This window comes from Rhizobium sp. K33 (assembly GCF_056501445.1).
The window spans coordinates 724366-747518 of record NZ_CP096478.1; the positions used below are offsets into that span (position 1 = coordinate 724366).

Sequence of the window (23153 nt, forward strand, 5' to 3'; positions counted from 1 at the left end):
AACGCACAGGCAACTGACATGACCTACACGGAAAATCTCTGGCTCTTCACCCTTCTGCTGGCCGGCATCATCGTCGTTCCCGGCATGGACATGATCTTCGTCATCGCCAATGGCCTGACCGGCGGTCGCCGCGCAGGCGTTGCCGCCACCTCCGGCATCATGCTCGGCGGCGCCTTCCATACCCTCTTCGGCACGGTCGCCGTCACCGTCCTCTCGACGCTGGTGCCTCAGTTGGCCGGCCCGATGCTGGTGATTGGCTCCGCCTACATGATCTGGATCGGCTACAAACTCGCGAGGAGCGCCATCGTCATCGACGACATAGAGGCCTCGAAGTTGCACCGGACGGTGCGCATCTTCATCCAGGGCCTCATCACCTGCCTGCTCAACCCGAAAGCTTGGCTCTTCATCCTCGCGGTCTATCCCCAATTCATGCGCCCCGAATACGGCCCCTTCTGGCGCCAGGCGCTGATCATGGGTGCTCTGACCTTAATCCTGCAGGCAACCGTCTATGGCGGACTGGCCATCGCGGCGGCCAAGGGGAGGGATGCGCTCACCGCGAAACCTGAAGTCACGATCTGGATCGGCCGCGCCGCCGGCTGGCTGCTGGTGGCTGTGGCGGCGCTGATGCTGGTGGAAGGGTGGCGAAGTTGGTGACGGTTCGGGAAGGCAGTCGGCGCCCTACAGTCCCACCGCCTTGCGCAAGGCCTCGTTCATCCGCGACTGCCAGCCATCGCCGGTCGCCTTGAACCGGTCGATGACCTCCTGGTCGAGCCTCAGGCTGATCGCCTTCTTCGGCGTTTCGGCCTTGGGGCGCCCAAGCTTGCGATCGATCGAGGCGGCAAGTTCGGGAAACACTTCGCGGAAGGGACGCAGTTCCTTCAACTCCTCCTCGGTCATCTCGGGATTGTCAGGATCAGACGCAATCATCGCCTGGATCTCTGCCTCTTCCGCATCCGTAAGTGGCCGGGTCGATGAGAATTTGCCCTTCATATCTCGCTCCTTTCCTTCCGGCTGGCCGGTCGCATGGAGATAATGGAGATCGCCTCGCGTCCCATTGGCAGAAAGACGACCGCGACGATGATGCGCCCTTGAAACTCACCGATCGCGATGGCCCGACCGGTCTTTGCTACCCGGATCGAAGCGCTCAGGAAGAACGACACGTCTAGATCCGCGAAGTCCAAGCCGTGCTTCGCCAGATTCTGCTGCCGCTTCGGTTCATCCCAGACGATCACCATAGTTTATGTATATACGGAAATTCCGCAAGCCGGCATCCTGGCTTTTGAGGGGAAACCGCTCAGCCTCTGGAAGGCAAGAGGATCACCGCAGCACCCACAAGGCAGATCGCAGCGCCCGTGAGATCGAACCGATCCGGCCTTTGCCCCTCGATCACCCAGAGCCAGATCAGCGACGCGGCGATATAGACGCCGCCATAGGCCGCATAGGCGCGACCCGCCGCCTCAGATGGCACGAGCGTCAAGAGCCAGGCAAACAAGGCGAGCGAGACGAGACCGGGTAGTAGCCAGAGCGGCGAGCGGTCGAGTTTCAGCCAGGCCCAGAAGGCAAAACAACCGGCAATCTCGGCAAGCGCTGCGAGGGGATAGATGAGGAAGGTCATGCCGGCGATCCTGCCATGTCGCGCCACGGCGGGAAAGGGCAGGGGCAAGATCAGCCGGAGCGGCCCTGCAGATTGAGCACGTGGCAGACGCGCGGCACGAGCTCCGCCTCCTTCGGCACGCAGACGAAGAAGCCCTGCACGCTGTCGAAACCGAGCTGCACCGCCGTTTCCATCTGGTCTTCGCTCTCCACGCCCGCCGCCGTCACGATCATGCCGAGATCATGGCCGAGCGCGATCACATGGCGCACGATCGCCTTGTCGACGGGATTGCTAAGCGCGCTGCGCATCAGCGCATGGTCGATCTTCAGGCGGCGAAAGCGATGGTTGCGCAGCGCCGAAAGCCCAGCATGGGTGGCGCCGAAATTGTCCATCGCAAGCGAGAAGCCGCAATAATGCAATGCCTCGAGCGCCAGCCCCACGGCCTTGGAGAGCGGACCGTAAAAGGCGGGCTCGGCCACCTCGATCTCGAACATCTCGGGCGTCAGGCCGAAATCCTGCACCATGTCGGTCAGCCTGAGGGCGAAGTCTCCCGCGCAAAGGTCGAAGGGCGTGGCATTGATGCTGATTCGCCCGAGATCGTGGCCCTCGGCCCGCCAGCGCGCCGCCTGGCGCAGCGTGGTCGACAGAACGAAATCGCGAATCGAGAGCGACAGCATCGGGTCGCGAAAGACGGAGCGGAAATCCTGCGCGACAGCCAGCCGGCCCGGGGACAGACGCCAGCGCAACAGCGTTTCCACGCTGTCCACTTCGCGATGATCGACGGAATAGATGGGCTGATAGGTCAGCTCGAAGCGACCGCGTTCAAGCGCGCGCTTCGCGTTGTTGATCAGAACGATGTGATCCAGACTGCTGTCCACGCTCAACCCCATGTAACCCCCGCGCGCTTTAGCGGGAATTGTGGCGACGCCGAGTATATATCAGGGATGGTTGCGGGGAGGTGAACAAAATCTGGGGACGATGCCGAGCTTTCGTCACTCAGTTCTTGTGTTTTGTCGCAAAATTGAAACCTCAGCGCCGGAGGCTGCCGAGGATCCCCCGCACCAGCGCCCGGCCCACCGAAGTCGCGACCGAACGCGCTGCGCTCTTCATCGCCGCCTCGATCACCGTTTCGCGCTGGTAACCGGAGCTGCGCTTCGTCGTCCGCGTGCTCGTCGTTTCCGCGGGCTCGTCGCCAAAGCCGGGCAATGTCCAGCGGCCGGCCGCGCTGTCGTCACCGGCGGCCTTCTCCTCGGCCGCGCGCTTCGCCGCTTCCGCCTCCGCCGCCTTCTTTGCACGCGCCGTCAGGATCTCGTAGGCCGATTCCGAATCGAGATCGATGTCGTATTGGCCGGCAACGGGGCTCAGACCCATCACCTTCTGCCGTTCGGCGTCACTAAGCGGCCCGACGCGACCGGAAGGCGGGCGGATCAGCGTGCGTTCGACCATGGAGGGGATACCCTTGGCCTCCAGCGTCGAGACCAGCGCCTCGCCGATGCCAAGCTGGGTAATCGCCGTGGCGCAGTCAAAGGCCGGGTTGGGGCGGAAGGTATCGGCCGCCGTCTTCACCGCCTTCTGCTCGCGCGGGGTATAGGCTCTGAGCGCATGCTGCACGCGGTTGCCGAGCTGGGCGAGCACGGTCTCCGGCACGTCCAGCGGGTTCTGCGTGACGAAATAGACGCCGACCCCCTTGGAGCGGATAAGCCGCACCACCTGCTCGACGCGCTCGATCAGCACCTTCGGCGCGTCGTTGAACAGGAGATGCGCCTCGTCGAAGAAGAAGACGAGCTTCGGCTTGTCGAGATCGCCCACTTCCGGCAGCTCCTCGAACAGCTCCGACAAGAGCCACAGCAGGAAGGTCGCGTAAAGACGCGGGTTCATCATCAGCTTGTCGGCGGCGAGGATCGAGATCGCCCCGCGCCCGTCATGGGTGGTGCGCATGATGTCGGTCACGGCCAGCGCCGGCTCGCCGAAGAAATTCTGCGCGCCCTGCTGCTCGAGGATCAGCAGACCCCGCTGCAGCGTGGCGATCGAGGCCTTGGAGATCAGGCCGAACTGGCTGGAAAGCTCGGTCGCATGTTCGGCCATGTAGGTCAAAAGCGCCTGCAGATCCTTCAGGTCCATCAGCGGCAAGCCGCCCTGATCGGCAATCTTGAAGGCGATGTTGAGTGCGCCTTCCTGCGCCTCCGAGGCATTCATCAGGCGTGAGAGCAGCAGCGGGCCCTTCTCGGCCACCGTGGTGCGCACCCGGTGGCCCTTTTCGCCATAGATGTCCCAGAAGATGACGGGGAATTCCGCCGGTGCATAATCGGTAAAGCCGATCTGCGCCGCCCGCTGGGTGATCCAGTCCTTCGGCTCGCCCATGGCCGCAATGCCGGAGAGATCGCCCTTGATGTCGGCGGCAAAGACGGGAACGCCGGCCTCGGAAAAACTCTCGGCCAGCACCTGCAGCGTCACGGTCTTGCCGGTGCCGGTCGCGCCGGTCACGATGCCGTGGCGGTTGCCATATTTCAGCGCCAGATATTCCGCCTTGTTCAGGCTGTCGTCCGGATTGCGGCTGGTGCCGAGATAGAGCGAACCTTCTTGCGGCATGCGGACCTGTCTCCCATTCGTCATCAGGACTTCAGCTTGTTCTTATAGGAGGAGTGTGAGACATCGACAACGGTCGGATGAGCCGCCATGATGCGGCTGAATTCGTGGGGCGCATCGAAGGACGGAAAGCACCTTTCGTCCCCGCAATTTTCGCGGGCTTGAGGCCACCGGCGCTTGAGTTCGGAAACAACATCCATTACGTTGACGTTAACGTCAAAAATCGCCTCAGGAGGACTCTGTAGATGAGCGAAATCGTCACCCGCATCGCCGATAACGTCGGTATTTCCCCGGACAAGGCCGAAACGGCCCTCGGCATGATGCTCGGCTTCCTGCAGCGCGAAGCAGCTGATGGTCCGGTCGCCCGCATGATCGAAGCGATCCCCGGTGCAGCCGAACTCGTTGCCAAGCACAATGGCGAAGGCGCCGGCGGCGGCGGTCTCCTCGGCGGCCTGATGAGCGCCATCGGCGGTGGCGGCATCATGGGCCTCGGCCAGCAGCTGATGTCCCAGGGCCTCGGCATGGGTGAGATCTCGACGCTCGCCAAGGAAACCATGGCGGTCGCCCGCGAATACGCCGGCGCCGATGTGGTGGACGAGGTTGTGGCCTCCGTCCCGGGCCTGAGCCAGTTCGTCTGAGACGTCCAGCTACAGCAAAACCTTTGATCAACCGCCGGGTGCAGATCCGGCGGTTTTTATTTTCCAGTCTCCATGCCGCGCTTGTTCCATCCCTGCAACCACGGGACACGTGACGAACACCATGGCTCGACACTGTTCGAGAGGCGAAATTCGGCCTCCTCAAAAATGGGGTAGGCCCTGTCTCGCAGGGGCATCGGCTATTTTTGAATTCAACCCATTTTGCAGGAAAACGGCATTTTTCCCGTTTGACGATTGTTATTTTTGCCAAACGGCCAAGTCGCTTTAGCAGTCGTTAACACAACGCAGGCTTGATGAAGGCATTGTCTTGTGCCGAGGGGCTCTCATGCTGTCGAACTACCTGAACGCGAATAAACTTGCCGATGACATGAAAGCGATTTCGACGGCCCAGGCCATGATTTCCTTCAGTCCGGATGGCACCATTCTTCATGCCAACGAGAACTTCCTGAAGACGCTCGGCTATACGCTCGACGAGATCGTCGGCAAGCATCACCGGATGTTTTGCGACGAGGCGATCCGCACCTCGCCGGATTATCAGCGCTTCTGGTCGGATCTCGCCGCCGGCAGGTTCCAGAGCGGCCAGTTCCGCCGCTTGAGCAAGGCCGGCGACGATGTCTGGATCGAGGCGACCTACAATCCGGTCTTCAGCGGCGGCCGCGTGGTCCGTATCCTGAAGATTGCGTCCGACATCACCGCAAGCAAGATCGCCTCGCTGCATGACGGCAACCGCTTGAGGGCGATCGACCAGTCCCAGGCGATCATCGAATTCGAAACCGATGGCACGATCGTCGAAGCCAATGAGAATTTCCTGAAAGCCATGGGCTATGAGCGGGCCGAGATCATCGGCAAGCACCACCGCATGTTCTGCGACCCCTCTTATATCGAGACCTCCGAATATGCAGGCTTCTGGGAGCGGCTGCGCGGCGGCGAATTCATCTCGTCCAACTTCGTCCGCTACGGCAAGGGTGGGCGTGAGGTCTGGATCCAGGCCGCCTACACGCCGGTCTTCAATTCCCGCGGCAAGGTCTACAAGGTGATCAAGGTCGCAACCGACATCAGCCCGCGCATGCGGGCGGTGAAGATCATCGGCCAGGCGATCAAGCGCCTCGCCGAGGGTGATCTCACCCTGCGCCTCACCGAAGTTCTCGACCCGGTGCTCGAAAACACCCGGCTCGACGTCAACACCGCCGCCCAGGCGCTGGACGAAACCATGGCCGGCATCGTGCGCGCCGCCCAGGCGCTGTCGGAAAATGCCGCCGTGATCAGCGACGTCTCCAACAGCATCGCCGCAAACGGCGAACGCCAGGCCGCAACCGTCGAGGAAACGGCAGCAGCGCTTGAAGAGATCAACCGGACCGTCAAGGACACGAGCAGCCGCACCCATGCGACCACGCGCCTCGTCAGCGAGACCCGCGCCAATGCGGAAGCCTCCGGTACGGTTGTCACCCAGGCGACATCAGCCATGGACGAAATCGCCGGCTCCTCGCGCGAGATCGAAAACATCATCGGCGTCATCGATGAGATCGCCTTCCAGACCAATCTCCTGGCGCTCAATGCCGGTGTCGAGGCGGCCCGTGCGGGCGAAGCCGGCAAGGGTTTTGCGGTCGTGGCCCAGGAGGTGCGCGAACTTGCGCAGCGGTCGGCCAGTGCTGCCAAGGACATCAAGGGGCTGATCGCGAAATCTGCGGATGCCGTGCGCCATGGCGTCACCCTGGTCGACAAGACGGGCCACGCCCTGCAGTCGATCGTCAACCAGGTGCAGGAGATCGACACCAATGTCGACGCGATCTCGAGCGCCGCGCGCGATCAGGCGCAGGGCATTGGCGAGATCAACAGCTCGATCAACATGCTGGACAAGGTAACGCAGCAGAGTGCTGCGACCGTCGAGGAAGCGAGCGCTGCCGCAACCTCGCTCGCCGAAGGCGCCCGCGATCTCTACGCGCTGGTCTCCCGCTTCCAGACAACCGTCTGCAAGAACGGCGCCGTCCCGCATCCGGTGAACCGGGCGGCGTAAGGGGCGCGCCTCAGGCGCAACCGCCCGTCACAGCTTGAAGCGGATCACGTATCGCGTTCCGCCTTCGACTTCCCGGCGCATCTCGCCGCCCACCTGGGCGACGAAGGCGTCGACCAGACTGGTGCCGGAGCGCCGGGTCGTGTCGTCGGGAATGCCGATCCCGTCATCATCGACGGTGAGCTGCGCTTCTTCATCGCCGAGCCGCACCAGGGTCAGCTGGATCGTGCCGCCCTGACGTTCGGCAAAGGCATGTTTTACGGCATTGGTGATCAGTTCGAGCGTCGCGAGCGCGAGCGGCGAGGCGCGGTCGGCCGAGATCAGGATGCCTTCGGTCAGTGACGCCACGAGCGTGATGCCGCGATCCTCCGGAACGAGGGTCGCCGGATCACAGGCGCGGGCCAGGAGATCGCCGAGATCGATGTTTTCGCCTTGGTTCGAGCGGTAGAGCAGATCATGCACCTCCGACAGCGCCCGCACGCGGCTCTGCAGATCCTTGGCGTCGAAGCTGCCGCGGCGCGCCTGAATGCTGATCAGGCTGGTCACCAGCGCCAGATTGTTCTTCACTCGGTGGTTCATCTCGCGCACCAGCTCCGCTCGCTGCTGCGCCAGGCTTTCCGCCTCGGCAAGTTTCAGCGCCCGGATATCGGCCTCCCGCTGAACGAGCATGCTGCGCCGGGCAAGAAAGGTTGCAGCCAGGGTGAAGCCGCCCATGGCGAGCATCAGCAGCCAGACGGGAAAGGCGCTGCGGATCGTCGCGGAAAGCACTTCCCCCGTCGGCACGCCGAAATTGGCCACCAGCGGAACCCCGCCCAGCCGGCTGAAGGCATAGATGCGGCGGATGCCGTCGGAGACGGCGAGCGCTTCGTAAACCCCTTCATTGGCTGCGGCCATGTGCTGCCGCGCGGGCGTGTCGGCTGGCAGGACGATGGCGTCGCCCGGCTCCTGCCGCACGAGAAGCTTGCCGTCATTGCGCATCAGCGATGCCGCCTCGCCGTTGCGCGCCGCCACCGAGCGCAGGAAGGTACGGGCCGTATCGGTTGCGATCGAGGAGACGATCATGCCGCGAAAATCGTTCGTCACGAAGGGGCTTGTGACGATCAGCGCATCTTCCCCGCCGGGCTCGAGCTTTATGCGGTCGACAAAGAGGTCCGCTCCGCCCGTGATGGCATCGATATAGTCGCGCTGGTCCATGTCCATGTTGACGGGGAAGCGGCGGCTGGAGGCGACCATGCGCCCCTCATTGCTCACCACCACCATGCCGAAATTGTCGGGCATCCGCCCATCGAGCCCCGCCAGGAAGCTGTGAAAGGCCTCCGACTGAAGGAACTCCGCCGTCTCGCCATTGGCACGGCTGCGCGCCGCGCCGTGTTTGATAAGTTCGGTGTCGAACATCCGCTGCGAATATTGCCGCACCAGCGTCACCGTATCGACGGCATGGTCGGTGGCGATCGCCTGCTGGTCCTGGAATGCGATGCCGCCCCAGATCAGGCAGCCCAGCACCGGCAGCAAGATGCCCCCGATCTGGATCGTCCGAAACCAGCGCAAGACAATATCGGGACCCCAGACAGTCAAGCCACGTGTCCTTTTGTAGATGCGTTCAATTGTTCAAGACTGTTCGTTTAGAGCAGGTTGAAGCCGCCTTGGCAACACGCGGAGCGATACTGGACGCCACTTCTCGTTCAGCTTTTCGGAACGATCTGCCTGGACATGCCGTTGGGGAGGGGAGACCCAAGCAAGACCGGAGAATGACGATGACAGAGAGTGCCATGAACCACCGCGAAAACGGCGTGCGCAAGCTGAGTGACGGCAAGGGCCGGGAGCGCGTCGATGAAACGCTCGAGGCATCCGTCGATTCCACGCGCCAGGATGCCGTGCGCGAGGCAAGCCGCCTCGGCGCCTCCGACACCTATCTGGTCGACCAGGACATGGAAGACATCGACCAGCGCCAGGGCGAAGACGGCCTGGACGGTCGCCCGTCGCCAATGGCCAATGCCGACAATCCGGAGCGCTAAGCTCGAAAGCAATCCAGGCCGCCGATGAGGCGGCCTTCATGCATGAGGGGTGGATAAGATGGATTGGCAGAACATGCTGTTCCAGGGATGGCCGGGCATTGCACGGACCCTGCTCGTCGGCACGCTCGCTTACGTCACACTTGTCCTGTTCCTGCGCATTTCGGGCAAGCGAACCCTGTCGAAGCTCAACGCCTTCGACCTCGTGGTCACCGTTGCGCTGGGCTCGACGCTTTCGGCCATCCTGCTGCAGGAATCGATCGCGCTTGCAGAAGGCGCGACAGCCCTCGGTCTTCTCATTCTGCTCCAGTATCTCGTCACCTTCGCCTCGGTGCGATCGAACAGCGTCGCCAAGCTCATTCGCTCGGAGCCGACCCTTCTCGTGCGCAGCGGCAGCTTCTGCCACGATGCCATGATGCGCCAGCGCATCGCCGAAGACGAGATCATGAGCGCCGTGCGCTCCAATGGCAGCCAGGGTCTGGATGAGGTCGAGGCCGTCGTTCTCGAAAGCGATGGCACGCTGAGCATCATCAAGGGCTAGCAACGCGAGGCTTCGGGCGCTCTGCACCGCCGGCGAAGCGGGCAAGCCTCAAACGACACTCTCGTCCGCCGACGGACCCGTCTTGCTGCGGTTCACCGACTCTTCGCCGCGCTTGCCCTGCCAGGGCCAGCGGCCGGAAATCTCCACCTCCAGCGACAGGCTGAGGAAGGTTCGGATCAGAACGATTACGCCCAGCACCAGCACCGAATTCAGGCTCGGCTCCACCGCCACGGTGTTGATGATATCGCCGGCCACCATCAGCTCGAGGCCGAGAAGGATCGCCCGGCCCATGTCGGCCCGCAGGTTGCCATAGGAGGACAAACTGCGCGGCGCCGTCAGGTAGCGCCAGCCGGCAATCGCAATCCCGATGACGATCACCGCCACACCGACGGCTTCGATCAACCGGGTGATGACATGCATGATGCTGGCAAATTCCATGGGGGCCCCTCCTTGTCTCAAAGGGGGCAACGTGTGCCGCCGCGATCGGTTGCAAGGAAGATTTCTAAGCGACGGCACCTTTCGTCCACTCGCGCGTTGAAGCTGCGAACACTCCTCTCACGAAAAATCAGGGAGACCGACATGCAGGATTTCGATCTGAGCGCCATGACCGAAGACGAACTGGATCGGCTGATCGCCGATGCGAAGCGCGAGCGCAGCACCCGCAGCGACCCGAGCGAACGGGCGGCTGACGCAGACGGCGTGCGCGGTCAGGACGTCAACGATCCGAACCACGGCGCCATCACCACGCCGGCCCCGCATCAGGTGCGCGAGCATGGGCCGGAAGGCCTCGAACCCGGCGCCCGCGTTGAAGGGAGCCGCGTGATCGATGCGGATGAGGCGGAAGAAAGCGACCGCATCGAACAGGCCGCCCGCCGCGTCGTCTGACATTCCATAAGCTTCGATGGCCGCCCCCCGGGCCATCCGCGGCCGCCATGCATCGTCCCCCGGATGCATGGCGGCCTTTTTGATGCATGATCCGCAGGGCTGGACGTCCCGCCCGGCATGCCATCGGCGAACGCGCCGCATTGCCTGTGATCGGGTCTCGCGCTAGATCGCCTGCGTGATCACCGCTCTTGCCGCCTATCTCGCCTTGTTTCTGGCTGCCTTCCTCGCCGCGACCATTGTCCCGGCGCAGTCGGAAGCCGTGCTGGTCGGCCTGATCCTGGCGGACAATCAGCCACTGCTTTTGCTGCTCCTCGTCGCCACCGCCGGCAATGTCCTGGGGTCGGTGGTCAACTGGCTGCTCGGCCGCTTCATCGAGCATTTCCGCGATCGACCCTGGTTTCCCGTCTCGCCGGAAAAGCTCTCCCGCGCCGAAGCCTGGTATCGCCGCTTCGGCGTCTGGTCGCTGCTCCTGTCCTGGGTCCCGATCATCGGCGACCCGCTGACGGTCGTCGCCGGCGTGCTGAAGACGCCCTTCCTCACCTTCCTCGCCCTGGTCACCCTGGCCAAAGCCGGCCGCTACATCGCGCTGGCGGTCGTCACGCTGGGGGTGATCGGTTGATACAATCTGCACCTGCGTGTCATGGCGAGAGAATCTGCTAAAATTCGAATGGACGTGTTGACGCGATCGTCACCCCTGCCTGCGAGACTTCCCACTGAAGACCGCTCGACCCGAGCATCTCTGACCGGTCTGGAGGAACATCATGCAGATTTCGAACCTGGCCGCGCTGGCCACGCTGACCCTTGCACTCACGGCGGCTCCCATAGCACCGCTCCCGGATGACGCAGGGTTCGGCGCGCCGGTTGCCCTCGCCAAGGATAAAGGCGGCGGGGGAGGCGGCGGAAACGGCGGTGGTAATGGAGGGGGTAACGGCGGTGGCAATGGTGGTGGCAAGGGCGGCGGCAAGGATCGCGGCTCTGAAACCCGGGAGGCCAAGGCTGCAGACCGGGGCCGGTCCAGCACCACGGGTAAGGAAAAAGGCCGTCGGGGCAATTTTCTGACCGAGACATTTGCCGTCATCACCGGCAAGGCCCAGCGGCCCGGCAAGACGCAGCTTTCGGAAAAGCGGACGATGCGCCCCGGCAAAAAGCAGCCGCTCGCTGCGCCGGTTGAGCCTGTGACGACGCTTGCATCTGTTCCAAAGGTCAAGCCGGACATCCGCCCGCTGAAAGCTGACCTGGCAGGCCTCAACTCGCTCAATCGCAACTACCACGCATATCTGAATTCGGCAGATCCGCGTATGAGCGCGATCCGGGACTATGCGGTCACCTATGCGACATACGAGCTTGCAAGCGGCATCGACACGCTGCCCACAGATGTGACCTTGGGAGATGAGGCGTTGCGGGCAGCGCTCGAGGCGGCGGCCAAGCCGGGAGCCGTTATCGACGATGATACGCTTGCCTGGGCGAAAGATGTTCTCGGCGTTGGTCCAGCCGTCGGCAAGATCGACGAAATCCGTGAGGATCTCGCCGCGGCCGAGCCGGTCGAACCGCCGCTCGATCCGATCACTGATCCCGTAACGGATACGGTCACCGATCCCGTGGTCGATCCGGGCACAGATGTAGTCGAAGAGCCGGTGCCGGTGGGCGAGCCTGTAGACGAAGCGGCTCTTCTCCCATCAGCCTCGGCGGTTACGCCGAGCGAAACGCAATAATGCGAGCCGACCTCGATTAAGGTGGAATGGCGGTCAGGCGGTGAACTTCACCCCGGCCTCCATGGCCGCCGAGATCAGGGCCTTGCGGCCATCCTCTTCCTTGGCCTTGCCTTGCGCCACGGCAGCAAGCACGAGAAGCGCCTTGTCCAGCTGCTCGCCGTCTTCCTCCGGCCAATCCTCGATCAGCGCCCAGGATGCGCCGAGCGAGCTGTCGACCACCACATCCTCCCCCTCTTCGCCGATCCCGTGCAGGATCACAGGCTTGCTCCAGGTCTTGCTCATTGTCTTGCATCCTCGTCTCGTCCCGGAAGGCACGAAAGCCCAGGGGTCACATCTGGCGGTCTCCCTAGCCGAGAATGCCGGCAACTACCACCGATTCCGGTGACCCTTCTAAAGAGACCGTTGAGCGCGCCCAAAGGCAGCAGAAAGGCCTCTCACGTCTCCACCACCTCGAGCGCCGGTCTCCCGTCGATCTCGAGCCTGACGCGCCCGCGCTCGGTGCTGACAAGGCGGATCGGCCCTGCCTTTTCCGAGAGGCGCCGGCGCAGCAGGATCAGCCGCGTTTCCAGATTGTCCTTGATGTCAGGCAGCATCAGGCTGCCCTCCCGCCGGATCTCGCGGTTCAAGAACTCCTGCTTTCCGCTCTTCAGATATTCGTCGATCAGATATTTCAGCAACCGCCCCGGCACGCCGCGGATCAGGTAGTCGTCGTCGAGGAAGAGCGAGCCGTCGCGCGGATAAAAACGCAGCCGGAAGATCCTGGCTGACATTGCGGCCGCCTGCGGTGCCGCGGCTGTGGTCGGTCGTGGCGCGGGGCGCTCCCGTTCCTGCTCGGCAAGCAGCAGGGCATGCGCAAGCTGCCCTGCGATGATCTCGAAGGCCTGTTCCTGGCCGTGGCGAAAGGCAAAGCGCGCTTCGGATTCGGCAAACAGCAGTCCGACGAGCCGTCCATGCGCCACCAGCGGCACGGCGATCTGGCTGTAGGGCATGGAAAGCGCGGGCAGGGGAATGCTGTCGGCATGCGACAGCCCTGCCATAGAGCGCACCGCCTCCGCATAGCGTCGCCCGCGGCTGAGATCCGTGATGCGCACGGTCTGCCGGGTCGCCGCGGACACGCCGATGATGCCTTCGCCGATCGGAACCTCCGCCCCGAAGCCGAAGCGGTCATAGCCATGGCTGCCGATGGTGATCATCCGCCGCGCGCTTTCGTCGGGCACCAGCACCATTGCATGTCCGACACCGAAGAGGTGAGCGAGACCGTCGAGCGTCGTGTCGAGCAGGCTTTCCGTGTCGCCCGCCTGGCTGAGCAGCCGCGAGAGCTTCGACGTCGCAGCCATGAGGTCGGGCGGATCGCTCTCAGGCGCGACCTCCAGCGGATGCGGCGCGGGCACCTCCCGGCAATCGGTCACCCGATAGATGTCGGCCGCCTTCAGCCGCATGACGCTCGCCATGCCCTGTTCGAGGATCGCAAGATGCGCCGACAGCTTGTCGAAGAGTTCGCCATCGGTCTCGGAACGGTCGAAGACGAGGTCGAGCATGTGCTGAACGCCGGTCAGCCCATTCACCACCATGACCGTGGCAAGCCCGTTCTTCGCAACATTGTGGGCCGTCTTGGAGAAGAACTGGTTGGACAGCGCCACGTGGTGATCGTCGACGTAATGCACATGGCTGAGATAGGAGACATTCGGCATGCCGTCCGCATCGGTCGTGGCGATGACGGACGGGATGACGCCTTCAAAACTGTCGCGGATGCGGCTGAGCGGGATCATGCAGGGTCTCGCGCAAGCGAAAGATCGCCGAGCCGTCGCCCGGCACCGGGCCCCGGCGTCTGGTCGAAGACGTCTGTCGGCCGGAAGGCGATGTGAAAGAGATCCCGGTCGGACAGCGTGCTGGAAAGCTGCAGCCGGGTGACGCCGAGGCTCGTCATCAGCGCGAGTTGCGCGCGCACATAATGCTGCCCCCAGGCCGTCGCGGCCTCGTCCGCCGGCCCGCATGCGGCAATGATCCCCTTGATCTGGCAGGAGCGGTAATTGTCGGCCTGGACGAAGGTGGTGGAGACGGGCCGGCCCGGTCTGGCTTCGGCCGCCGCCCGTGGCCACTGGCTCTGCGACACCAGCACATGCACGAGCCCGGTGCCGCGGTCGTGGCGTGCGCCGGATCCGCGCCCGATCATCGGGCGGTGCGTGTCGTCGCGCGTCGCCACCAGGATCATCACCTGGCCCTCGATGAACTGTGCCACCTCGGATTCAAGCACGTTTCGCCCTCCGGAAAGGCCGCAGATTATGCGCTTAGGATAGTCTTAGCAATCGCGCCTACGCCTTAGGATTGTTTTAGGAAGCCCCTTTTTTGGGACTGATCTATGCCCCTCGTCATTCTCGCCGGGCCAGGGGGCAGGCGAAAGAAACCTGAGGGAAAGACCATGACACATCAGCATCATTCCATCACAGCCGTTCCTGATCTGAACGGCCGTTACGATCTCTATGGCGCCGTCCACAAGGGGCTGCGCAAGGCGGGCTGCGACCTGCTGGTCCGGCTCGGTGCAACCGATTTCGATGACGCCGGAGAAACCGAAGAGGTGCTCGGCCTGCTGCGCACCTATCTGATGCTTGCCGCCGCCCATGTCGGCCATGAGGATGATCACATCCATTCGGCACTCGCCGCGCGCGGCGTGGCAACCGACACCGTCGATCACCAGCACGACGATCACCGGGAGGCCTTCGAAGACCTCGAGAAGCTCGCCCGCGGCGTCGAGACATCCTGGCCGATGCATCGGCGCGCCAATGGCCGCCGTCTCTATCTCGCTTTCGCGGCCTATCTCGCGGAAGACCTCGGCCACATGCATGAGGAGGAAACGGTGACGGCACCGGCCCTCTGGCGCCAGTTCACCGATGAGGAACTGCTTGCCATCGAGCTCAGGATCGTTTCGTCGCTGTCGCCGGACAAGAACATGGCCTTCATGCGCATCATGATCCCGGCCATGAACCCGCAGGAGCGCGCCGCCATGCTGGGCGCCATGCAGAAGGGCGCGCCGCCGGAAGTCTTCGATGCCGTCATCGAGTTTGCCGTCCGGCCGGCGCTCAACGCCAGGGCGTTCGGCGATCTCGCCGGCCGCCTGCAGATCGCAGCCTGAGGAGCACGACCATGCATCGCATCGCACTCGCTTTTTTTCTGCTCGCCCCGGTTCCGGTTGTTCTGGCAGCACCCGCCGACACTGCGCCGACCGGGGTTTATGTCACGGACCCTGCCCATACGAGCCTCATCTGGAAGATCAGCCATTTCGGCCTCTCCAACTACACGGCGCGCTTCACCGGGATGGAGGCGCGGCTCGACTGGAACGCCGAGAAGCCGGAAGCCTCGACAATGACGGTCAGCGTCGATCCGCTCTCGGTGAGGACTGACTTTCCCCATCCCGAGGTCGAGGATTTTGATGGCAAGATCGGCGGCAATGCCGATTTCCTCGCGGCAAAGCCGATCAGCTTCAAGACCCGCTCGATCACCATGACCGGGGAGGGGACGGCGACGGTTCTGGGTGACCTGACCTTCCGCGGCGAGACCCATCCGGCAAGCCTCGACGTGCGGTTCAATGGGGCGGTCGCCGAACACCCGATGGACAAGAAGCCGAGACTCGGCTTTTCCGCTACTGGTGTCATCCACCGCACCGATTGGGGCCTCGGCTTTGCCGTGCCCGCACTCGGCGAAGACGTCGACGTGATGATCGAGGCGGAGTTCGTGCCGGCCGAAGGCTGAGCGGAAACCCGTCCCGAATACGACCTCCGCAGGATCCGACGGTCCTGCGGAGGCCTTTATGCGCGAACAGCCATCAGGAAGAGACGGGGAAAGGCAAGCAGCCGACGCCCGTCGGCCATCGGCGGATAGGCAGCGTCGATGCGGGCAAGATAGGCGCGGCGAAACGCATCGCGCAGCCCCGGTTCGACCGCCGCCAGATAGGGGCGCAAACCCGTGCCCTCGACCCAGTCGACGATCGCCTGCGCATGCGCCATCGGATGATAATAGACCGTGTGCCAGACCTCGACTGTGCTCGAGAGGGGCTGGAGACGTTCGAGATAGGTGGCAGGGCTCGGCAGCGGCCGGCGCCGCACCCGGCCATCGGCAAACGCTTGCGCCCAGGGCCCGTCCGCCGCCGTTTCCTCCATCGCCCTGTGGTTCGGCTCCCCGAGATTGTCGGGCATCTGCACCGCGAGCACGCCGCCCGGCGCCAGTGTCTGTATCAGATCGGCGAGCACATCGAGATGGCCCGGCACCCATTGGAAGACCGCATTGGCAAAGAGCAGGTTCGCCGGCGCGTCAGGCCGCCAGGTGGAAAGATCGGCCTTGAGGAAGGATGTGAACGGCAGCCGCGCACGCGCCTTCTCCAGCATGTCATCATCGCTGTCGAGGCCGCTCACGGCGCCGAGGCCGAAGCGCTCGACGAGCAGCTCCGTCGAATTGCCCGGCCCGCAGCCGAGATCGATGACCCGTTCGGCGGTCTCAATCGGCACCCGCGCGAGCAGATCCCGAGCCGGCCGCGTCCGTTCGTCTTCAAATTTCAGGTAGTCTTGCGCATTCCAGGCCAAATCCGTCTCCTCCGGCATCGGATGCCGAGCGATGTCATCACGCCGTGCGGCCACCGTCGGCGAACGCGCGCCGCGCACGCTCGATCTCGTCCCGATGCTCTTCGGCCCAGAGCCAGACGCCACAAAAGGCCTCGCCGAGGCTCTGCCCGAGCGGGGTGAGTTCATAGTCGACACGCGGCGGGATCACCGGATGCACCGTACGCTTCACCAGCCCGTCTTCCTCCATGCGGCGAACGGTCTGGGTCAGCATCTTCTGGCTGATGCCGCCGACGGTCCGCCCAAGCTGGGTAAAGCGCAGCGTGCCATGCTCCTCCAGCGCCTCCAGGATCAGCATGGTCCACTTGTCCGCCACCTTGCCGATGATGTCGCGCACCAGCGCTTCCACCGCCGGATCGACGGGCGGATAGGCGGAACCGACCGGGTCAGGCTTGCGTTCCGCCGCGGCGATTGCCTTGCTCATCAGTCACTCTCCATTCGGTAAGTATAATTCTTTTGGGTGCCTACTTCGTTCTGGAGAGTATGGCGCCTAGTTTAGGTGGGCACAACAGCAATGAGGTTTTCCCATGCAAATGACAGGCAACACCATCCTCATCACCGGCGGCGGCTCGGGCATTGGCGCAGCGCTCGCGCATCGCTTCCATGATCTCGGCAACACCGTGATCATCGCGGGCCGTCGGCGCGAAGCCCTGGAGGAAGCGATCGGCGACCGGGCAAACATGCACGCTCTGGTGCTGGACATCGAGGATCCGGCTGCCATCAAGCGCTTCGCCGCAGACCTCGTCACCCGCTTCCCCGAAACCAATGTGCTGATCAACAATGCCGGCATCATGCGCTTCGAGGTGCTCGACAAATCCCGCGACCTCGGTGACGCGGAAGCGACGATCACCACCAACCTTCTCGGCCCGATCCGACTGACGGATGCTCTGGTCGAGCATCTCTCGGCGCGTCAGAACGCCGCCATCGTCAATGTCTCCTCGGGGCTTGCCTTCGTGCCGTTGGTGGACACACCCACCTATTCGGCCACCAAGGCCGCGATCCACAGCTATACGCAGAGCCTGCGGGCCGCGCTCGACGGCACAATCGAGGTCATTGAACTCGCACCGCCCGCCGTCCAGACCGAGCTCACCCCCGGTCAGTCCAACCGCGAAGGCTATCTGCCGCTCGATGCCTTCATCGACGAGGTCATGTCCCTTTTTGCCAAGGACCCCACGCCAGCCGAAATCCTTGTCGAGCGCGTCGGTTTCCTGCGCAAGGCAGAAGCCGAAAACCGCTTCGACCAGACCTTCGCGGCGATCAACGACTTCGCCCGCAAGGCGCGCGAAGAAAAAGCCTGAGCAGCCAGCCGGTTCGTCAAAGAGGGCCGCACCGCTGCCGGTGCGGCCTCCGCTCACGCAGACCCGACCAGTCCATCGAGTGACGCAAGCACCTTGTCCGGCGCAAACGCCGCATATTCTTCCGGCGCATTGCTGCGATTGATCCAGTGACAGGTGAAGCCGAAGGCCTTGGCGCCGGCAATGTCCCAGCGGTTGGAGGACTGGAAGGCGATATCGGGCGCGGCAAGCCGGTAGGTCGAGGTGACAAGCGCGTAGGCCGCCGGCGCCGTCTTGTAGATCTTCAGCGCATCGACAGAGAAGATGTCGTCGAGCAGATGCCCGATGCCGGCAGCCTCGACGGCCTCGTCGAGCATTCGCGGCGTGCCATTGGAGAGGATCGCGATCTTGGCGCCACTCTCGCGCAGTGCAGAAAGCACGGCCGGCACTTCGGGAAAACAATCGAGCTTTCGATAGGCATCGAGAAGGTCGCCCCGCAGCCCCTTGTGCACCCCGGGAAACCGGCCGAAACAGAAGTCCAGCGCATCCTCGGTCAGCGCCTGGAAATCGCGGTATTGCCCCATCAGGCTTGTCACCCACGTATATTCGAGCTGCTTCACCCGCCAGAGATCGGAAAAAGCCTGTGCATCCGGCCCCAGTGCTGGCGCGTGACGCCGCACAGCAGCATGCACATCGAACAGCGTGCCATAGGCGTCGAAGACATAAGCCCTGGCCTCGCTGGCGCCAGTTTCTTTGGATACGGACTCGTCTGTCATGAAAGCTCCTCCTCAAGGGAGGGTAGGGCGCAGTCACCACAGGTTCAAGCGCGGGAGTGACCGGCGTCGGCACCCCTTGGTGCGCCGATCAGCTCCGCCGCGCCGCCAGTCGGCCCCGGTCGTGCTCGACCATCGAAAAGCCGCGCTGCGTCAGCCGGAACTGCCGCTTCTGAAACTCGCCGCGCACCTCGACCAGCCCCTGTTCCTGCGCCTCGAAAAGCGTCTTCAGGCTCGTCCCCTTCGGCGGCGTCTGCCACTCCCGGCCTTCAGCCGCATGCAGCAATACCATGATCTTGATCATCGGGTCTTTCCAAGCTCTCGTCTAAGGTGCTGACCGTGCCCGCAGAAGGGTCGTCAGGATCAGGCGCTTCTATGCATGAGCTTACTTTGAAGGTCGACCGGAAATCTAAAGGCGTCATAGGGTCGCGCACACGACTCACCCACCCAGATCCTGATCGATCTCCGTTAGCGCCCGGTCGACATGCCCCTCGAAGACCAGCGTCTCCTCCTCGGTGATGATCAGGATCTCCGGCGCGCCGCGCACGCGCACATGCTGCGATTGCGCCAATCCCTCGTCCAGCCCGCGGGTCAAGAGATCCATGAAGCGCGTGCCCGGACCGGTGATCGCGATCGGCATCGTCTCTTCCGCCAGGCTCAGCATGCGCGACAATCCCTGACCGAGCGCAAGTCCCGCCTGGCGGAAGGCGTATTCGGACGCCCGGTGGCCCTGGCGGGCACGGCTTGCGATCTTCTCCATTTCGAGAAGCGGCACGAATTTCGCCGGGATCGTGTCCGGCGGCACCTCGAAGGCCATGCGCAGGATGCCGTAGAAGCCGGCGGAGGCCTCGATGCAGCCGATCGCGCCACAGCGGCAGCGCTTGCCGTCATCGGCATGCAGCATATGGCCGAAATTTGGCGCCCGGAATTCGAGGTCGCCATGCTGGTCGCGATAGGCAATCCCGAGCCCGATCGAATGGCCGAGGGACAGCGTGGCGAGCGAGATGAGCGGCGCGCCCCGGTTCTTTTCCAGCCGCAGCGCCAGCGCGTGGGTCACAAGCAGGCTCTCGTTGAAGAGGTGGACCCGGCTGCCGGAAAAATCCGCCAGCGCCGATTGGAAGTCGAGCTCCTCATAGCCGAAGACCGGCGACCAGAGCAGTCTGGCGCCGTCGCGGTCGACCAGACCCTTGCTCGAAATCGAGATCGTCGAGATGGCGGCAGCCGGCAGGCGCGAGCGCTGGATCAGCCGTTCGATGGCAGCACGGAACCCCTGCAGAAAGCGCCGCGGCGATTCCGGCCCCTGTTCGCGCGCCTCCTCGAATCGGTCGATCATCGTGCCGCGATAGTCGGCCAGGGAATACTGAACGGCATGCGAAGAGATGCGAACCGCAATTACATGCGCGGCGTCTCTTTTGCGGGCAAAGAGCGCCCGCGGACGCCCGCGCTGGCCGGCATTGGCGACTTCGCGCCGTTCGAGCAAACCATTTTTCTCGAGATGCGAGGTAATTGCCGAAACGGTCGCGGACGAGAGCCCCGTCGCTGCGGAAAGATCGGTATGCGCCAGCGGCCCCTCCCGCCGCAACGCCTTGAGCACCAGCCCGTTGTTCTGATGGCGAACGGCCTCCGTGCTCGCCCTCGGACTGGCAGTCATGATGGGTCTGTCGCCCGCTCTTGTATGGTCCACCGCATGCTCCTCCCAAAGCATTTGGTCACTGTCTTTGCAAGCCTCCTCCGGCCTGTGTTGACAGGGTGGGAATCTTCTGCCAGTTATTTTCTCGACTGTCGAGAAAAACCATTGGACGGGGGTCCATGGGGTAAGGGCAGTTTCGCAGCGGGTCGTAGGTTGGGAGGTCTTCCGACGGTCCGCTATCACCTTGGGAGGTTTAAAATGAAATCCGTTATGAAGCTGATGGCAGCCACTGCCGTCATCGTGAGCCTGCATTCTGTCGCCAACGCCGAAGGCCTGACGGTCGGCGTTTCCTGGTCGAACTTCCAGGAAGAGCGTTGGAAGACCGACGAAGCCGCGATCAAGGCAGCACTTGAAGCCGCTGGCAACAAGTACATCTCCGCCGACGCTCAGACGTCTGCCGCCAAGCAGCTGACCGACATCGAAAGCCTGATCGCACAGGGCGCCAACGCTCTGATCGTTCTGGCCCAGGATTCCGAAGCCATCGGCCCGGCCATCGAAAAGGCCACCGCTGAAGGCATCCCGGTCGTCGGCTACGACCGCCTGATCGAAAACCCGGATGCCTACTACATCACCTTCGACAACAAGGAAGTCGGCCGCATGCAGGCCCGCGAAGTGTTCAAGGTGAAGCCGGAAGGCAACTACGTCTTCATCAAGGGCGCCTCGACCGACCCGAACTCGGACTTCCTCTACTCCGGTCAGATGGAAGTGCTGAAGGAAGCCATTGACTCGGGCAAGATCAAGAACGTCGGCGAAGCCTATACCGACGGCTGGAAGCCGGAAGCTGCCCAGAAGAACATGGAGCAGTTCCTGACCGCCAACAACAACGCCGTTGACGCTGTTGTTTCGTCGAACGACGGCATGGCCGGTGGTGTTGTCGCCGCTCTCGAAGCCCAGGGTCTCGCTGGTTCCGTTCCGGTCTCCGGTCAGGACGGCGACAAGGCCGCTCTGAACCGCGTCGCACTCGGCACGCAGACCGTGTCTGTCTGGAAGGACAGCCGCGAACTTGGCAAGAAGGCCGCCGAAATCGCCAACGAACTCGCCGCTGGCAAGTCGATGGACGAGATCGAAGGCACCGTGAAGTTCTCCGGCGGCCCGAAGGGCACCGAAATGAACTCTTACTTCATCGCTCCGCTGCCGATCACCAAGGAAAACCTCAACGTCGTCATCGACGCTGGCTGGATCTCCAAGGAAGAAGCATGCCAGGGCGTTGCCGCCGGCTCGGTTGCCGCCTGCAACTGATCGCGTGACTGACCTTTAGAGCTTGAGCCGGGACGCCGCAGCCTTTTGCGCTGCGGCGTTTCGACTGATCGGGAGCATCGCGGCAGGAGCGCGGCAGTCGGCTTTAAGGGGCCAGCCTTCGCATCCTCCATAGCCGCCGAAGAACGAGAGATGCCTCGATCCGCATGGCGGGCACGATGCCCGCAAGCCGCACGCCGGATGCGTGCCCTTCGCAAGCCGACAAACGACTGGGGAGAATTATTCGTATGGCGGATCACAGCCTAGCCACACCCGCGCATGGTGCCCGGGCATCCAATGTTTCAGCGCTCAAGCGCTTCTTCCAGGCCACCGAGATCGACACGCGCCTGCTCGGCATGGTCATCGCGCTCGGCCTGATCTGGGTCGGCTTCGACATCCTGTCGAACGGCCTGTTCCTGACCTCGCGCAACCTCTGGAACCTCTCGGTTCAGGCGGCCTCCGTGTCGGTCATGGCAACCGGCATGGTCCTGGTTATCGTCACCCGCAACATCGACCTGTCGGTCGGCTCGATCCTCGGTTTCGTCGGCATGATCATGGCCGTGCTGCAGGCGCGCATCCTGCCGCCGATCATCGGCTTCGAACATCCGATGATGTGGATCATCGCGCTGTCGGCCGGCATCCTCGTCGGCACCTGCATCGGTGCGCTGCATGGCGCCATCATCGCCTTCCTCGGCGTTCCCGCCTTCATCGTCACGCTCGGCGGCCTGCTCGTCTGGCGCGGCGCGGCCTGGATGGTCACCTCGGGCGCGACCGTTGCCCCGATGGACACCACCTACCGTCTGATGGGCGGTGGCGCGGATGGTTCGATCGGCGTGACCGCCAGCTGGATCGTCGGCATCGTCGCCTGCTTGATGATCGTGCTGTCGATCCTCAACACCCGCCGCCAGCGCCGTCGCTTCGGCTTCCCGCTGCGTCCGATCTGGGCGGAGTATTTCCTCGTGGCCTCCGGCTGCGTTGCCGTGCTCAGCGCCGTCTGGGTCGCCAACAGCTATTACATGCCGGTCAACCTCGCGCGCCGCTATGCCGAAGAAAACGGCATCGCCTGGCCGGAAGGTGGCCTGCAGATCGGTCTCGGCATCGCCGTCCCGGTTCTGATCGCCATCGGCATCGCCATGGTCATGGCCTTCATCACCAACCGCACCCGCTTTGGCCGCTATGTCTTCGCGATCGGCGGCAACCCTGAAGCCGCTGAACTCGCCGGCATCAAGGTGAAGTGGGTCACCGTCAAGCTCTTCGCTCTGATGGGCGCACTCTGCGCCATCGCCGCCGCCATCTCGACCGCCCGTCTGAATGCTGCGACGAATGCCCAGGGCACGCTCGACGAGCTCTACACCATCGCCGCAGCCGTCATCGGCGGCACCTCGCTTGCCGGCGGCGTGGGCACCATCGCCGGCGCCATGCTCGGCGCCATCGTCATGCAATCACTGAATTCGGGCATGGTCCTGCTCGGTCTCGACACACCGCTCCAGAGCATCGTCATCGGTATCGTGCTCGTCGTCGCGGTCTGGCTCGACACCGTCTACCGCGCTCGTGCGAAGTAAGGGGAGTTGAA

General features: G+C 63.6%; 28 protein-coding genes. 13 read left to right on the top strand and 15 right to left on the bottom strand.

All coding sequences use genetic code 11. The features are described from left to right. Window positions 1-18 precede the first annotated feature (18 nt). Window positions 19-654, top strand: coding sequence for a LysE family translocator (locus M1E12_RS03485; protein WP_479563756.1), 636 nt, complete (start codon window positions 19-21; stop codon window positions 652-654). A gap of 24 nt (window positions 655-678) precedes the next feature. On the opposite strand, the gene M1E12_RS03490 is transcribed toward M1E12_RS03485, so the two are convergent. The 5 genes from M1E12_RS03490 to M1E12_RS03510 all read right to left on the bottom strand — a co-directional run bounded on the left by M1E12_RS03490 (window position 679) and on the right by M1E12_RS03510 (window position 4183). Further along, window positions 679-990 (bottom strand): BrnA antitoxin family protein, encoded by a 312-nt coding sequence (locus M1E12_RS03490; protein ID WP_136538504.1) that lies wholly within the window; start codon window positions 988-990, stop codon window positions 679-681. Beyond that, on the bottom strand, window positions 987-1235 hold the full coding sequence (locus M1E12_RS03495; RefSeq protein ID WP_136538505.1) for a BrnT family toxin: 249 nt from the start codon (window positions 1233-1235) through the stop codon (window positions 987-989). The genes M1E12_RS03490 and M1E12_RS03495 overlap by 4 nt, the downstream gene beginning before the upstream one ends. A gap of 59 nt (window positions 1236-1294) precedes the next feature. Further along, a complete protein-coding gene (locus M1E12_RS03500) occupies window positions 1295-1615 on the bottom strand; it encodes a YnfA family protein (protein ID WP_136538506.1) in 321 nt (106 codons plus the stop codon). A 50-nt stretch (window positions 1616-1665) separates the two neighbouring features. Then, window positions 1666-2472, bottom strand: coding sequence for an EAL domain-containing protein (locus M1E12_RS03505; protein ID WP_479563757.1), 807 nt, complete (start codon window positions 2470-2472; stop codon window positions 1666-1668). A gap of 151 nt (window positions 2473-2623) precedes the next feature. After that, entirely contained in the window at window positions 2624-4183 is a 1560-nt protein-coding gene (locus M1E12_RS03510) for a helicase HerA-like C-terminal domain-containing protein (protein WP_479563758.1), read from the bottom strand. Window positions 4184-4425: 242 nt separating this feature from the next. Here M1E12_RS03510 and M1E12_RS03515 point away from each other — a divergent pair, with 242 nt between their 5' ends. Together M1E12_RS03515 and M1E12_RS03520 are read left to right on the top strand one after the other, a co-directional pair. Further along, a complete protein-coding gene (locus tag M1E12_RS03515; RefSeq protein ID WP_102021634.1) occupies window positions 4426-4818 on the top strand; it encodes a DUF937 domain-containing protein in 393 nt (130 codons plus the stop codon). Between the two features lie 343 nt (window positions 4819-5161). Next, entirely contained in the window at window positions 5162-6850 is a 1689-nt protein-coding gene (locus M1E12_RS03520) for a methyl-accepting chemotaxis protein (protein WP_479563759.1), read from the top strand. A gap of 27 nt (window positions 6851-6877) precedes the next feature. Here the strand turns inward: M1E12_RS03520 and M1E12_RS03525 are convergent, their stop codons facing one another. Next, a complete protein-coding gene (locus tag M1E12_RS03525; RefSeq protein WP_479563760.1) occupies window positions 6878-8422 on the bottom strand; it encodes a sensor histidine kinase in 1545 nt (514 codons plus the stop codon). A 179-nt stretch (window positions 8423-8601) separates the two neighbouring features. On the opposite strand from M1E12_RS03525, the gene M1E12_RS03530 reads away from it, so the two are divergent. Both M1E12_RS03530 and M1E12_RS03535 read left to right on the top strand, forming a co-directional pair. Beyond that, the gene (locus M1E12_RS03530; protein WP_479563761.1) at window positions 8602-8862 is read left to right on the top strand and encodes a hypothetical protein; all 261 of its coding nucleotides are present in this window, start codon (window positions 8602-8604) and stop codon (window positions 8860-8862) included. A 58-nt stretch (window positions 8863-8920) separates the two neighbouring features. Next, window positions 8921-9400 carry a DUF421 domain-containing protein gene (locus tag M1E12_RS03535; RefSeq protein WP_479563762.1) on the top strand — a complete coding sequence of 160 codons (480 nt, stop codon included), beginning with the start codon at window positions 8921-8923 and terminating at the stop codon, window positions 9398-9400. Window positions 9401-9448: 48 nt separating this feature from the next. Here M1E12_RS03535 and M1E12_RS03540 read toward each other — a convergent pair whose 3' ends face one another. Then, window positions 9449-9838, bottom strand: coding sequence for a DUF1622 domain-containing protein (locus tag M1E12_RS03540; protein WP_479563763.1), 390 nt, complete (start codon window positions 9836-9838; stop codon window positions 9449-9451). A gap of 141 nt (window positions 9839-9979) precedes the next feature. Between M1E12_RS03540 and M1E12_RS03545 the strand changes: the two genes are divergently transcribed. From M1E12_RS03545 to M1E12_RS03555, 3 genes are all read left to right on the top strand, one after another. Continuing rightward, window positions 9980-10285, top strand: a complete 306-nt coding sequence (locus tag M1E12_RS03545; protein ID WP_113461968.1) for a hypothetical protein — start codon at window positions 9980-9982, stop codon at window positions 10283-10285. A 178-nt stretch (window positions 10286-10463) separates the two neighbouring features. Further along, complete coding sequence (locus M1E12_RS03550) at window positions 10464-10904, top strand: YqaA family protein (RefSeq protein WP_310239519.1); 441 nt, start codon at window positions 10464-10466, stop codon at window positions 10902-10904. 142 nt (window positions 10905-11046) lie between these two features. Continuing rightward, entirely contained in the window at window positions 11047-11997 is a 951-nt protein-coding gene (locus M1E12_RS03555) for a hypothetical protein (protein WP_310237081.1), read from the top strand. Between the two features lie 33 nt (window positions 11998-12030). On the opposite strand, the gene M1E12_RS03560 is transcribed toward M1E12_RS03555, so the two are convergent. The 3 genes from M1E12_RS03560 to M1E12_RS03570 form a co-directional block, all read right to left on the bottom strand. Further along, window positions 12031-12279 carry a DUF982 domain-containing protein gene (locus M1E12_RS03560; protein WP_113461966.1) on the bottom strand — a complete coding sequence of 83 codons (249 nt, stop codon included), beginning with the start codon at window positions 12277-12279 and terminating at the stop codon, window positions 12031-12033. 152 nt (window positions 12280-12431) lie between these two features. Next, window positions 12432-13766, bottom strand: a complete 1335-nt coding sequence (locus tag M1E12_RS03565) for a GAF domain-containing protein (RefSeq protein ID WP_479563764.1) — start codon at window positions 13764-13766, stop codon at window positions 12432-12434. Beyond that, complete coding sequence (locus M1E12_RS03570) at window positions 13763-14251, bottom strand: hypothetical protein (RefSeq protein WP_479563765.1); 489 nt, start codon at window positions 14249-14251, stop codon at window positions 13763-13765. The genes M1E12_RS03565 and M1E12_RS03570 overlap by 4 nt, the downstream gene beginning before the upstream one ends. Window positions 14252-14416: 165 nt before the next feature. On the opposite strand from M1E12_RS03570, the gene M1E12_RS03575 reads away from it, so the two are divergent. Together M1E12_RS03575 and M1E12_RS03580 are read left to right on the top strand one after the other, a co-directional pair. Continuing rightward, window positions 14417-15127 carry a hemerythrin domain-containing protein gene (locus M1E12_RS03575; protein ID WP_310237089.1) on the top strand — a complete coding sequence of 237 codons (711 nt, stop codon included), beginning with the start codon at window positions 14417-14419 and terminating at the stop codon, window positions 15125-15127. 11 nt (window positions 15128-15138) lie between these two features. Continuing rightward, entirely contained in the window at window positions 15139-15744 is a 606-nt protein-coding gene (locus tag M1E12_RS03580; protein ID WP_479563766.1) for a YceI family protein, read from the top strand. A 56-nt stretch (window positions 15745-15800) separates the two neighbouring features. On the opposite strand, the gene tam is transcribed toward M1E12_RS03580, so the two are convergent. Next, window positions 15801-16571, bottom strand: a complete 771-nt coding sequence (gene tam / locus M1E12_RS03585) for a trans-aconitate 2-methyltransferase (RefSeq protein WP_479564819.1) — start codon at window positions 16569-16571, stop codon at window positions 15801-15803. Between the two features lie 37 nt (window positions 16572-16608). Continuing rightward, window positions 16609-17031 carry a winged helix-turn-helix transcriptional regulator gene (locus tag M1E12_RS03590; protein WP_113461961.1) on the bottom strand — a complete coding sequence of 141 codons (423 nt, stop codon included), beginning with the start codon at window positions 17029-17031 and terminating at the stop codon, window positions 16609-16611. Window positions 17032-17134: 103 nt separating this feature from the next. Between M1E12_RS03590 and M1E12_RS03595 the strand changes: the two genes are divergently transcribed. Then, entirely contained in the window at window positions 17135-17905 is a 771-nt protein-coding gene (locus M1E12_RS03595) for an SDR family oxidoreductase (protein WP_479563767.1), read from the top strand. 53 nt (window positions 17906-17958) lie between these two features. On the opposite strand, the gene M1E12_RS03600 is transcribed toward M1E12_RS03595, so the two are convergent. From M1E12_RS03600 to M1E12_RS03610, 3 genes are all read right to left on the bottom strand, one after another. Beyond that, window positions 17959-18657, bottom strand: coding sequence for a haloacid dehalogenase type II (locus tag M1E12_RS03600; protein WP_479563768.1), 699 nt, complete (start codon window positions 18655-18657; stop codon window positions 17959-17961). 88 nt (window positions 18658-18745) lie between these two features. Then, window positions 18746-18958: a hypothetical protein gene (locus M1E12_RS03605; protein ID WP_246034995.1), complete on the bottom strand. Its 213-nt coding sequence runs from the start codon at window positions 18956-18958 to the stop codon at window positions 18746-18748. A gap of 135 nt (window positions 18959-19093) precedes the next feature. Then, window positions 19094-20305 carry an ROK family protein gene (locus M1E12_RS03610; protein WP_479563769.1) on the bottom strand — a complete coding sequence of 404 codons (1212 nt, stop codon included), beginning with the start codon at window positions 20303-20305 and terminating at the stop codon, window positions 19094-19096. A gap of 237 nt (window positions 20306-20542) precedes the next feature. On the opposite strand from M1E12_RS03610, the gene xylF reads away from it, so the two are divergent. After that, the gene (gene xylF, locus M1E12_RS03615; RefSeq protein ID WP_113461957.1) at window positions 20543-21583 is read left to right on the top strand and encodes a D-xylose ABC transporter substrate-binding protein; all 1041 of its coding nucleotides are present in this window, start codon (window positions 20543-20545) and stop codon (window positions 21581-21583) included. 245 nt (window positions 21584-21828) lie between these two features. Next, complete coding sequence (locus M1E12_RS03620) at window positions 21829-23142, top strand: sugar ABC transporter permease (protein ID WP_113461956.1); 1314 nt, start codon at window positions 21829-21831, stop codon at window positions 23140-23142. Window positions 23143-23153: the final 11 nt, after the last annotated feature.